The 11717-nt window shown below is 65.3% G+C and carries 11 protein-coding genes; all 11 read right to left on the bottom strand.

Annotation, left to right across the window (positions count from 1 at the left end; translation table 11 throughout):
- Nucleotides 1-675 (bottom strand): PfkB family carbohydrate kinase (locus A3CW_RS0137825; protein ID WP_081772000.1); only part of this gene is annotated, 675 nt, incomplete at its 3' end.
- Nucleotides 647-2044, bottom strand: coding sequence for a UDP-glucose dehydrogenase family protein (locus A3CW_RS0137830; protein WP_028208173.1), 1398 nt, complete (start codon nt 2042-2044; stop codon nt 647-649). The genes A3CW_RS0137825 and A3CW_RS0137830, both read right to left, overlap by 29 nt.
- Before the next feature lie 100 nt (nt 2045-2144).
- Nucleotides 2145-3320, bottom strand: coding sequence for a lipopolysaccharide assembly protein LapB (gene lapB / locus A3CW_RS0137835; protein ID WP_028208174.1), 1176 nt, complete (start codon nt 3318-3320; stop codon nt 2145-2147).
- Between the two features lie 64 nt (nt 3321-3384).
- Nucleotides 3385-3678, bottom strand: a complete 294-nt coding sequence (locus A3CW_RS0137840; protein ID WP_028208175.1) for a lipopolysaccharide assembly protein LapA domain-containing protein — start codon at nt 3676-3678, stop codon at nt 3385-3387.
- Nucleotides 3679-3973: 295 nt separating this feature from the next.
- Entirely contained in the window at nt 3974-4297 is a 324-nt protein-coding gene (locus A3CW_RS0137845) for an integration host factor subunit beta (RefSeq protein ID WP_027817382.1), read from the bottom strand.
- Nucleotides 4298-4322: 25 nt separating this feature from the next.
- The gene (rpsA, locus tag A3CW_RS0137850; protein WP_028208176.1) at nt 4323-6053 is read right to left on the bottom strand and encodes a 30S ribosomal protein S1; all 1731 of its coding nucleotides are present in this window, start codon (nt 6051-6053) and stop codon (nt 4323-4325) included.
- 195 nt (nt 6054-6248) lie between these two features.
- Nucleotides 6249-6944 carry a (d)CMP kinase gene (gene cmk / locus A3CW_RS0137855; RefSeq protein ID WP_028208177.1) on the bottom strand — a complete coding sequence of 232 codons (696 nt, stop codon included), beginning with the start codon at nt 6942-6944 and terminating at the stop codon, nt 6249-6251.
- A gap of 27 nt (nt 6945-6971) precedes the next feature.
- Nucleotides 6972-8276: a 3-phosphoshikimate 1-carboxyvinyltransferase gene (gene aroA, locus A3CW_RS54075; protein WP_028208178.1), complete on the bottom strand. Its 1305-nt coding sequence runs from the start codon at nt 8274-8276 to the stop codon at nt 6972-6974.
- Nucleotides 8277-8348: 72 nt separating this feature from the next.
- On the bottom strand, nt 8349-9293 hold the full coding sequence (locus A3CW_RS54080) for a prephenate dehydrogenase (RefSeq protein WP_028208179.1): 945 nt from the start codon (nt 9291-9293) through the stop codon (nt 8349-8351).
- Nucleotides 9294-9324: 31 nt separating this feature from the next.
- Entirely contained in the window at nt 9325-10446 is a 1122-nt protein-coding gene (gene hisC, locus A3CW_RS0137870) for a histidinol-phosphate transaminase (protein WP_028208180.1), read from the bottom strand.
- Nucleotides 10447-10572: 126 nt separating this feature from the next.
- On the bottom strand, nt 10573-11658 hold the full coding sequence (gene pheA / locus A3CW_RS0137875) for a prephenate dehydratase (RefSeq protein WP_028208181.1): 1086 nt from the start codon (nt 11656-11658) through the stop codon (nt 10573-10575).
- Between the last annotated feature and the right edge of the window lie 59 nt (nt 11659-11717).

An 11717-nucleotide genomic window follows, 5' to 3' on the forward strand; every position in this document is an offset into this window, starting at 1 on the left:
GCGCAACTCCGCGCGGTTCGGCGTGATGAGGCTCGCGCCGCGATAGCGCTCCCAGTCGTCGCCCTTGGGATCGACGAGCACCGCCTTGCCCGCGGCGCGCGCCTTCGCGATCATCTGCGTGACGTGCGTGAGGCCGCCCTTGGCGTAGTCGGAGAGCAGAATCACGTCGTGCGTGGGCAGCAGCGCGTCGAAACGCGCGAGGCTGGCGAGCAGGATCTCGTGCGCGGGCGTGTTTTCGAAGTCCACGCGCAACAGCTGTTGCTGGCGCGACAGCACGCGCAGCTTGATGGTGGTCGGCAACGCGGGATCGCGCTCGAGATACGCGTTCACGTTGCTTTCGTCGAGCAGCTCGACGATGCGCTCGCCGGGTTCGTCGTGACCCACCACGCACAGGAGGCCCGCATGGGCGCCGAGCGCCGCCGCGTTGCGCGCGACGTTCGCGGCGCCGCCCAGGCGGTCTTCCTTGCGCTGCACATGCACGACCGGCACCGGCGCTTCCGGCGAGATGCGGTTGACGTCGCCGAACCAGTAGCGGTCGAGCATGACGTCGCCCACCACCAGCACGCGCGAGGTCGCGAGCTTTTCGCGCGGCACGACGCGCACTTCGGGCGCGATGGCGGCAGCAAGCGCGGCGACGGGTGCGGCTTCAGGCTGCGGAGTTTGCGAGATTGACATGAGGCCGCCCAATCGAGTGATAGTCAATACCGAGCTCCGCCATGGCGTCGGGCTCGTAGAGGTTGCGTCCGTCGAAGATACGCGGTGCCTTGAGCACCTTCTTCAAATGCACGAAATCGGGCGCCTTGAAGGCGGTCCACTCGGTGACGATCACGAGCGCGTCCGCGCCCGTGAGCGCGTCGTCCTGGCTCGACGCGAACGTCAGGCGCGCGTGCTGCTCCGGCGCGTGCGCCAGATCGAGCGCGAATACGCGCTGCGCCTCCTCGGCCGCGACCGGGTCCCACGCCGCCACCGTGGCGCCGCGCGAGAGCAGGTCGGCGATCAGGCGGCGGCTCGGCGCTTCGCGCATGTCGTCGGTGTTCGGCTTGAACGCGAGGCCCCACACGGCAAAGTGCTTGCCGGTAAGGTCATCGCCGCACACCCTGGCGATCTTCTTCACGAGCACTTCCTTCTGGCCGTGATTGACCTCCTCGACGGCTTCGAGCACGCGCAGGTTCTGGCCCGACTCCGCGGCCGTGCGGATCAGCGCCTGCACGTCCTTCGGGAAGCACGAGCCGCCATAGCCGCAGCCCGCATAGAGAAAGTGATAGCCGATGCGCGGATCAGAGCCGATGCCACGGCGCACCGACTCGATGTCGGCGCCCACGCGGTCGGCGAGATTCGCCATTTCGTTCATGAACGAGATGCGCGTGGCGAGCATGGCGTTGGCCGCATACTTCGTGAATTCGGCGGAGCGCACGTCCATGTAGATCGTGCGTTCGTGATTGCGGTTGAACGGTGCGTAGAGACGCTTCATCTTCTCGCGCGCGGCGTTGCCGTTCTCGTCCTCGTCGAGGCCGATGATGATGCGGTCCGGGCGCATGAAGTCGTCCACGGCCGCGCCCTCTTTCAGGAACTCGGGGTTCGAGACGACCGAGAAGCGGTGATCCACGCTATGCGCGAGGCCGCGCTTCGCCAGCTCCTCGGCCAGCACGCCGTGCACGCGCTGCGCCGTGCCGACCGGCACCGTCGACTTGTCGACAACCACCTTGAAGCCGTTCATGTGGCGACCGATGCTGCGCGCCGCCTCGAGCACGTATTGAAGATCGGCCGAGCCGTCTTCGTCAGGCGGCGTGCCCACGGCGATGAACTGCACCTCGCCGTGCTCGACGCTCGCCGCGATGTCGGTGGAAAAGGTAATGCGCCCGGCCGCGCGGTTGCGCGCGATGAGTTCGAGCAGGCCCGGCTCGTGGATCGGGACGCCGCCGCCGTTCAGGATCTCGATCTTGCGCGGATCGACATCGAGGCAAAACACGTCGTGGCCGATTTCGGCAAGACACGCACCGGTGACGAGGCCGACGTAGCCGGTACCGACAATGGTGATCTTCATAGGCGCTCCGGTGACAGATACGGATGTTGGAATGACTGTGGGCGCGGTCGGCTAGGCGCGGCCGGCTAGGTGCCGGGCTGGGCACGCGCGCCCTTAAGGCTCAACTCGACGCAGGAACCGGCTCGACGCGGCGCGGCGCATAGGTTTCCCAGCCGCTGCAGCCCGGACACTGCCAGTAGAAGAGGCGCGCCCGGAAGCCGCAGTTCTGGCAGGTGTAGCGTGGCAGGTTCTTGGTGCGCTGCTGGAGCAGCTTGCGCATCAGCTCGAGTTCGCCGCGGCGCGGCTCTTCGGCCGTGGCCTGCTGCGCTTCGAGCAGACGCGCCATGCCGGCGAGGTTCGGCGACTTCTGCATCTGCGTACGCGCGAGCGCATGCGCCGCATCGGGGCCGCGCAACGCGGCGACATACTTGTAGGCGACATCGAGCAGATCGTTCGACGGATACGCGTCGACCCACGTCGTGAGCAGTTGCGCGCCCTCTTCGGCGCGGCCGAGCGTCTCGTAGGCCTTCATGACCTTTTCGGCGACGAGCGGCAGATACGCGGGATTTTGCGCCTCGACTTCGCGCCAGTGGCCAAGCGCCGTCTCGCAATCGCCGCTGGCCGCATCGACGTCGCCCGCGAGGATCGTCGCGCGCACGTTCTGCGAGTTGGCCTTCAGCGCGAGCGCCAGTTGGCGGCGCGCTTCGTCGGGCTTCTTCTGCTGGAGCGCTTCCTGCGCGAGTTCGCAGTGGAACTGCGCGATCTCGAGGTCGAGCGACGCCGCGCCCATCGTTTCGAGATGACGTGCGGTGTCGATGCAGCGGTTCCAGTCCTTCTCGATCTCGTAGATCGCGAGCAGTGCGCGCTGCGCGCCGAGCGCGAAGTCGCCCGACTTGAGCTTGCTGAAGGTCTCTTCCGCGCGGTCGAGCATGCCGGCCTTCAGAAAATCCTGGCCGAGTTCATACAGCGCGTGGTCGCGCTCGTTCACGGGCAGGTCGGAACGCGAAAGCAGATTCTGGTGCACGCGGATCGCGCGGTCGGTTTCGCCGCGGCGGCGAAACAGATTGCCGAGCGCGAAGTGCAATTCGACGGTTTCGGGGTCGAGCTTGGCGACCTCGATGAACGCGTCGATGGCCTTGTCCGGCTGCTCGTTGAGCAGGAAATTCAGGCCGCGAAAATACGAGCGCGGCAGGTTGGCGCTTTCGGAAAGCAGTGCCTTCAGGTCGTAGCGCGAGGCCATCCAGCCGAGCGCGAAAGCCACGGGAATGACGAGGAGCCACCAAAAATCGAGATCCATGCGAGCGATGGTATGAGCGAAAAATCAGCCGCACGCGTTCAGGCGCGCGGCACGGCAATACAAATCAGATGAGCGGCGGCAGCGGCGGCTCGACGCTCGGTGTGGGCGTTTCACGTGCCACCCGCAAGTCGCGCTTGAGCCGGCCGTTTTCCATGCGCAGCCGGAACACGCCGGGCAGCGCGGACAGCAGCCCCGCCAGCAGCCCCACGACAAAAAACGCGAGGCCGATCAGGATCAGCGGGGCCTGCCACGAATATCCGGCCAGAAAGTTCAGCGTCGCGGTTTGCGTGTTGGCGAGCGCGAGTACGAGCAGCAGTACGAACACCAGCACACGGATCACCCAGGCGATCAATCTCATTGAAGGATTCTCTTGGCAGTTGAGAAAGGCGCCGGCTTGGCGGACATGCTGCGCCGCAGCACAAGCCACGCCGAAGTGTCCCGTATTGTAATTGAACGGCTCGCGGGCCGACACGTGTGAGCGAGCGCAGCGCCCGATCAAACCGGGGCGCCCGCGCAAACAGCGTCGAAAAGGCGCAGACGAAAAAAAAGCGCCGGGGTTGTTCACCCCAGCGCTTTTTACCGGTCCATGCATTCTGGCCATCTGGCATTGACCGCCGACGACCGCAATCGCCTGATCGAAAACGATCCAACGCTTACAGGTCGTCGTCCGGCTCGTCCGCCTTCAGCGGCTCGCCTGAATTACGGTCCACGCGCTCGCGCAGTTCCTTGCCCGGCTTGAAGTGCGGCACGAACTTCTCAGGCACCAGCACCTTTTCACCCGACTTGGGATTGCGACCGACGCGCGACGGCCGACGATTCAGGCCGAAGCTGCCAAAGCCACGAATTTCGATGCGATGGCCCTTGGCAAGCGCCTCGGACATCGCATCGAGCATCGTCTTGACCGCGAAATCCGCGTCCTTGAGAACAAGTTGCGGAAATCGCGTAGCCAGCTGCGCGACCAATTCAGATTTGGTCATACTTCAGCTTGCCCCCGTTTGAGGCTTACTGGTTCTGGCCGTCGAGCTTGGCCTTCAGCAGCGCGCCGAGGTTGGTCGTGCCGGTGGCAGCCGAACCCGTATCCGACGACATGCTGCGCATTGCTTCCTGCGTCTCAGCCGAGTCCTTCGCCTTGATCGACAGGTTGATGCCACGCGACTTGCGATCGATGTTGATGATCATCGCGTTGACCTTGTCGCCTTCCTTCAGCACGTTGCGAGCATCTTCCACGCGATCTTGCGCGATTTCCGAAGCACGCAGGTAGCCTTCGACGTCGGCGTTCAGCGTCACGACTGCGCCCTTGGCGTCAACCGACTTGACCACGCCGTCGACGATCGAACCCTTGTCGTTCATGGCAACGAAGTTGCTGAACGGGTCGCCTTCGAGCTGCTTGATGCCGAGCGAAATGCGTTCCTTCTCGACGTCGATGCCCAGAACCACGGCTTCGACTTCGTCGCCCTTCTTGTACTTGCGAACGGCTTCTTCGCCCGTTTCCGACCACGACAGGTCCGAAAGGTGAACCAGACCGTCGATGCCGCCAGGCAGGCCGATGAACACGCCGAAGTCGGTGATCGACTTGATCGCGCCTTGCAGCTTGTCGCCCTTCTTGAAGTTGCGGCTGAAGTCATCCCACGGATTCGGCTTGCACTGCTTCATGCCGAGCGAGATGCGGCGGCGGTCTTCGTCGATCTCGAGGACCATGACTTCGACTTCGTCGCCCAGCTGGACAACCTTCGACGGAGCAACATTCTTGTTGGTCCAGTCCATTTCCGACACGTGAACCAGGCCTTCGATGCCCGATTCGACTTCGACGAACGCGCCGTAGTCGGTGATGTTCGTGACCTTGCCGAACAGGCGCGTGCCCGACGGGTAACGGCGCGAGATGCCTTCCCACGGATCGTCGCCCAGTTGCTTGATACCGAGCGAAACGCGGTTCTTTTCCTGGTCGAACTTGAGGATCTTCGCGGTGACTTCCTGGCCAACCGAGAGAACTTCGCTCGGGTGACGCACGCGACGCCATGCGATGTCGGTGATGTGCAGCAGGCCGTCGATGCCGCCGAGGTCCACGAACGCGCCGTAGTCGGTGATGTTCTTGACCACGCCGTTGACGATCGCGCCTTCCTTCAGCGTTTCGAGCAGCTTTGCGCGCTCTTCGCCTTGCGTGGCTTCGATCACTGCGCGGCGCGACAGCACGACGTTGTTACGCTTGCGGTCGAGCTTGATGACGCGGAATTCGAGGGTCTTGCCTTCGTACGGCGTCGTGTCCTTGACCGGACGCGTGTCGACGAGCGAACCCGGCAGGAACGCGCGGATGCCGTTGACCATGACGGTCATGCCGCCCTTGACCTTGCCCGTGATCGTGCCGGTCACGAGTTCGTTGTTGTCGAGAGCCTTTTCCAGCGACAGCCACGAAGCGAGACGCTTCGCCTTGTCGCGCGACAGGATGGTGTCGCCGTAGCCGTTTTCCAGCGCGTCGATCGCGACGGAAACGAAATCACCCGCCTGCACTTCCACTTCACCCGCGTCGTTCAGGAATTCTTCGAGCGGAATATAGGCTTCGGACTTGAGACCAGCATTGACGACCACGAAGTTGTGGTCGACGCGCACGACTTCGGCGGAAATCACTTCGCCGGCGCGCATGTCCTGGCGGGTCAGCGACTCTTCGAACAGAGCCGCGAAAGATTCGGTATTCGGGGTGGAGGTTTGCAGGTCGGACATAAAAATCTGGATTTGCATGGTTTTCGCTACCTCGCCAGTCGGTCTTGACTGCCGGGCGTTGAGGCCGGAACACGATGCTCGCGGCGCAGATGCAAAAGCCATACGGGGTTAAAGGGTTTAACACACGCCCTGTTGCTTTCCAGGGCACCTACTGGCACTGCTTACTGCTTACTGCTTACTGCTTTCTTGACTGCGCTTTGCCCCGTTCGCGGATTACCGGACGGGCCGCAGTTGGCTAGACTCCTGATACCACTGCACCACCTGTTCGACCGCCTGGTCGACGGAGAGCGCCGAAGTATCGAGAAGCTGCGCATCTGCTGCAGGCTTGAGCGGTGCGGCCGCGCGGTTACTGTCGCGCGCGTCGCGTCCACGCAAATCCCGAAGCAAGTCATCCATATTAGCAGAAAAACCTTTTTGGATCAATTGCTTATGCCGGCGGGCCGCACGGGCCTCCACGCTGGCCGTCAAAAACACCTTCAGAACGGCGTCCGGGAAGATCACGGTGCCCATGTCGCGGCCATCCGCGACGAGCCCGGGAAGCTTGCGAAACGCCCGCTGGCGCGCCACGAGCGCGGTGCGCACGGCCGGATGCGCGGCGATCATCGAGGCGCGGTTGCCGACTTCCTCGGCACGGATTTCGTTCGAAACGTCAACGCCATCGAGCTGCGCAAGCCCCTCGCGGAACGTGATATGGAGATCGTCGATCAGCTTCGCAAGGTTCTCGGCGTCGTCGGCCGCAATCGCGTAGCGCATGCTCGCGAGCGCCGCCAGCCGGTACAGCGCGCCGCTGTCGAGCAGGTGAAAGCCGAGCTGCGCGGCGACTAGCGCGGCCACCGTGCCCTTGCCGGAAGCAGTCGGACCGTCGATCGTGATGACGGGCGTCGGATAAAAGGGACGGGTCGATTTCATGCGGCAAAGGTACTCGGCTTCATTGAATCAAGGTTGCGCGAGCGCCAGGAAGCGCTCGAAGTAATCGGGGAACGTCTTGCCGACGCACTTCGGGTCGTTGATGCGCACCGGCACACCGCCGAGGCTCACGAGCGAGAAGCACATCGCCATGCGGTGATCGTCGTAGGTGTCGATCGCGGCGTTCGGCGTGAGTTTCTCGGGCGGACGCACAATCAGGTAATCGGGGCCCTCTTCCACGTTCGCGCCCACCTTGCGCAGCTCCGTGGCCATCGCGGCGATGCGGTCGGTTTCCTTCACGCGCCAGCTCGCGATGTTGCGCAGCGTGGTGGCGCCGTCGGCGAACAACGCCGCCACGGCGATCGTCATGGCCGCGTCGGGGATCAGGTTGAAGTCCATGTCGATGGGGTCGAGCTTGCCGTGATCGTTGCCGATCCCGCGCACCTCGATCCAGTCGTCGGCGACCGTGACGTTCGCGCCCATGCGCATGAGCGCCGCGGCGAACGCAACGTCGCCCTGGATGCTCGAGCGTCCCACGCCTTCCACGCGCAGCGGGCCGCCGCCAATCGCGCCCGCGGCGAGGAAGTACGACGCCGAAGACGCATCGCCTTCCACCATGATCTTGCCCGGCGACTGGTAGCGCACGCCTGCGGGGACCTCGAAGCGATGCCAGCCGTGGCGCTCGACCGTCACGCCGAAGCGCTCCATCAGCTTGATCGTGATTTCGATGTAGGGCTTGGAGATCAGCTCGCCGTCCACCTCGACGATCGTCACGCCGTCCTTGGCGCGCACGAGCGGCAGCGTCATGAGAAGCGCCGTGAGGAACTGGCTCGACACATCGCCGCGCACACGGATGGGCGCCTCGACCGAAATCGGCGCCGGGCGGATGCGCAGCGGCGGATAGCCTTCGTTTTCTTCGTAATCGATCTTCGCGCCGATCTGACGCAGGCCGTCCACGAGGTCGCCGATGGGCCGCTCGTGCATGCGCGGCACGCCGTGAATGCGGTAGTCGCCGCCGTTCACCGCGAGCGCGGCCGTGAGCGGACGCACCGCCGTGCCTGCGTTGCCGAGAAAGAGATCCGCGCGCACCGCCTGGAACGCGCCGCGCGTGCCCTGCACGACGCAGGTGTCGTCCTCGCGCTTCACTTTCACGCCGAGCTTTTCCAGCGCGTCGAGCATCACGCGCGTGTCGTCGGAGTCGAGCAGGTTCGTGATGGTCGTTTCGCCCTCGGCCAGCGCCGCGAGCAGCAGCACGCGGTTCGAGATGCTTTTCGAGCCGGGCAGACGGATCGTGCCGGACGCACGGGTGAACGGTCCGAGATCGAGGTGTTCCATATGCGTGTCCTGAGAATGCCTGGTGTTGCCTGAGGTTGCGGCGCTCGCGCCGTCGGGCTGAGTCCTGCTTGCTTATTTGCCTGGTGGCATATCGATGGGCGCCGCCGCGCCCTTGCCACCGCGCTCCTGCCACGCCTCGCGCGCCGCGCGCGAACGCGCGAACACGGTTTCGAGCGCTGCGCCGTCGCTCGCGTCGATGGCCGCGCGCAGCCTCGCCAGCACGTCAGTGTAGCCGTCGAGTTCGGCGAGCAGCGCGGCGCGGTTCGCAAGGCACACGTCGCGCCACATTTCGGGGCTCGACGCCGCAATGCGCGTGAAGTCGCGGAAGCCGCCCGCTGCGAACGAGAATTTCAGCTGGGCGTCGGGCGAGGCGAGAATCTGGTCGACGAGCGCAAACGACAACACATGCGGCAGATGACTCACCGAAGCGAACACGCGATCGTGCTGCGCGGCCGGCATCTCGCCGATCACGGCGCCCGTGGCGCGCCACATCGCGGCAATGCGATCGACCGATGCCGGCGCGTTTTCCGCGAGCGGGCACAGCACGACATTGCGGCCGACGTAGAGATCGGGCAACGCGGCGTCGACGCCGCTCGACTCGCGCCCGGCGATGGGGTGCCCCGGCACGAACTGCCCGATGCGCGCGCCGAGCGCGCCCCGGGCCGCGGCGATCACGTCGCTCTTGGTGCTGCCGGCGTCGGTGACGATGGTTTCTTGCCCCAGGTGCGGCGCGATGCGCTCGAGCAGTGCCTGGGTTTGCGCAACGGGTGCGGCGATCAGCACGATATCGGCGCCGTCCAGCGCGGCGGCGAGCGCCGCTTCGTCGTCGAGCGTCGCGGCGGCGTCGATCACGCCCAGTTCGAGCGCGCGCGATACCGACTTTGCGCTGCGGCCCACGCCGATCACCTGCGCGCCTTCGCCGCCGTGCGAGCCGCGCTCGCGCAACGCGCGCGCGAGCGACCCGCCGATCAGACCCACGCCGAAAATCACCAGTTTGTTAAACGAAAACGCACTCACGACGTCACCGAAAAAAGTAAGGGTTGCGCGCTCACGGCGCGCCAAGCGCTCGCTCGAGGGCCGCGACGAATGCCGCGTTCTCCTCGGGCAAGCCGATCGTCACACGCAGCCACTGCGACAAGCCATAGTTGGCCACCGGACGCACGATCACGGCTTGCTTGAGCAGCGCGAGATTGACGCGCTCGCCGGCGCCGTTGTCCGCTGCGTCCTTTGCCACGCGCACCAGCACAAAATTGCCGTCCGACGGCACGTATTCGAGGCCGAGGCGCTCGAACGCCGCCGTGAGCGTGCGATAGCCTTCGGCGTTGAGCGCCGCGCTGCGCTCGAGGAACGGCGCATCGCCGAGCGCGGCGATGGCGGCTGCCTGCGCGAGCGTGTTGACGTTGAACGGCTGGCGCAGACGGTTGAGCAGATCGGTCAGTTCCGGCTGCGCAATCGCGAAGCCGATGCGCAGGCCGGCGAGTCCGTAGGCCTTCGAGAACGTGCGGGAAACGAGCAGGTTCGGATAGCGGCGCACCCACGCGATCGAGTCATAGCGCTTCCCGGCCGCGAGGTATTCCGTGTACGCCTCGTCGAGCACGACCGCGACATGCGCGGGCACCTTCGCAATGAACGCCTCGAGCTGCGCGCCGTCGACGAACGTGCCGGTCGGGTTGTTCGGGTTCGCCACGAACACGAGACGCGTGTCTTCGTCGATCGCCGCCAGCATCGCGTCGAGATCGTGGCCGTAGCGCACGGCCGGCGTCACGATATGGCGCGCGCCGAGGCCCTGGGTCGCGAGTGCGTAGACGGCGAACGAATACTGCGAATAGACGATCGACTGGTCGCGCTCGACGAACGCATGCGCGGCCATTTCGAGAATGTCGTTGCTGCCGTTGCCAAGCGTGATCCACTCGGGCGGCACGTCGTAGCGCGCGGCCAGCGCAGCCTTCAGCTCGAACGCGTTCGAATCGGGATAGCGGCCCAGTTCGCTCGCGGCCTGCACGATCGCGCGTTGCGCCGATTCGGGCATACCGAGCGGATTCTCGTTCGACGCGAGCTTCACGATGCGCGCTTCGTCGAGCCCGAACTCGCGGGCGACTTCGGAAATCGGTTTGCCGGCGATGTAAGGCGCGATTGCGCGCACATACGAGGGGCCGAATTGCGTGGTCATGCGTCTCTCCAGGGCTCAAGGCGCCGGGCGTACAACGGTCTCTACCGGGCGGATCGGGAAAGGCGCGCCGCCCGGCATCCTCATGCGGCGGGCGGTTGGCGGCGGGCCGCCCGCGCCTTCCGCGCGTCAGCGTGCGCGCGGATACGAGCCGAGGATCTTCAGATACGCGGCTTTCTTGCTGAGTTCGTCGAGCGCGGCGGCCACGGCGGGTTCGTCGCGGTGACCTTCGAAGTCGATGTAGAAGTAGTACTCCCACGTGCTGCCAACTCGCGCCGGCCGTGACTCGAAACGCGTCATCGACACGCTGTGGCGCGCGAGCGGCTCGAGCAGCTTGTACACCGCGCCCGGCTCGTTCTTCACCGACACGATCATCGAGGTCTGGTCGCGACCCGTCGCGCCCGCCGGCTGCTTGCCGATCATGACGAAGCGCGTGCGGTTGTGCGGGTCGTCCTGGATCAGCGCGTTCGCGATCAGGAGCCCGTAGTGCGTGGCGGCGCGATCGCCCGCAATCGCAGCGACCGTCGGGTCGGCGGCGGCGAGGCGAGCGGCCTCCGCGTTGCTCGACACGGGCAGACGCTCGAGCTGCGGCGCGTTCGCCGTCAACCAGTGCTGGCACTGTGCAAGCGCCTGCGGGTGGGCGCACACACGCTTCACGCCACTCAGGTTGCCGCTTTGCGTCATCAGATTGTGCTGAATCGGCAACGCGATTTCGCCGCCAATGACGAGCTGCGTTTCGAGGAACAGGTCGAGGGTGCGCGAAACGGCGCCCTCGGTCGAGTTCTCGACCGGCACGACGCCGAACTCGGCGGCGCCCGCCTCGACCGACCGGAACACCTCGTCGATCGACGGGCACGGCAGGCCTTCGATCGACTGACCGAAGTACTGGTACATCGCCTGTTCGCTATAGGTGCCGACCGGGCCGAGGAACGCAGCCGAAATCGTCTTTTCGAGCGAGCGGCTCGCGGCCATGATCTCGCGCCAGATCGCGCTGATGTGATCGTTGCCGAGCGGGCCGTCGCTCATGTTCTGCAGGCGCTCGATCACCTGAAGCTCGCGCTCCGGGCGAAACACCGGCGCGTTGAAATGCTTCTTGACCTCGCCTACTTCGAGCGCGACCGAGGCGCGCTGGTTCAGGAGCGCGATGAGTTGCGCGTCGATCGCATCGATGCGTTCGCGCAGCGGCTTGAGTTGGGAGTTGAGTTCGTCGTCCATGCGTGAAACCGGCAATCTGAAAGGATGCGCGCGGCGCCGCTTCGCCAGGTGAGCGAGGA

The sequence above is a fragment of the Paraburkholderia nodosa DSM 21604 genome, assembly GCF_000519185.1.
In the GTDB taxonomy this organism is placed as follows: domain Bacteria; phylum Pseudomonadota; class Gammaproteobacteria; order Burkholderiales; family Burkholderiaceae; genus Paraburkholderia; species Paraburkholderia nodosa.

Coding starts and splice junctions, on each gene's coding strand:
- A3CW_RS0137830 (WP_028208173.1), bottom strand. CDS start 2,044: ATGAAGATCACCATTGTCGGTACCGGCTACGTCGGCCTCGTCACCGGT.
- lapB (WP_028208174.1), bottom strand. CDS start 3,320: ATGGATCTCGATTTTTGGTGGCTCCTCGTCATTCCCGTGGCTTTCGCG.
- A3CW_RS0137840 (WP_028208175.1), bottom strand. CDS start 3,678: ATGAGATTGATCGCCTGGGTGATCCGTGTGCTGGTGTTCGTACTGCTG.
- A3CW_RS0137845 (WP_027817382.1), bottom strand. CDS start 4,297: ATGACCAAATCTGAATTGGTCGCGCAGCTGGCTACGCGATTTCCGCAA.
- rpsA (WP_028208176.1), bottom strand. CDS start 6,053: ATGCAAATCCAGATTTTTATGTCCGACCTGCAAACCTCCACCCCGAAT.
- cmk (WP_028208177.1), bottom strand. CDS start 6,944: ATGAAATCGACCCGTCCCTTTTATCCGACGCCCGTCATCACGATCGAC.
- aroA (WP_028208178.1), bottom strand. CDS start 8,276: ATGGAACACCTCGATCTCGGACCGTTCACCCGTGCGTCCGGCACGATC.
- hisC (WP_028208180.1), bottom strand. CDS start 10,446: ATGACCACGCAATTCGGCCCCTCGTATGTGCGCGCAATCGCGCCTTAC.
- pheA (WP_028208181.1), bottom strand. CDS start 11,658: ATGGACGACGAACTCAACTCCCAACTCAAGCCGCTGCGCGAACGCATC.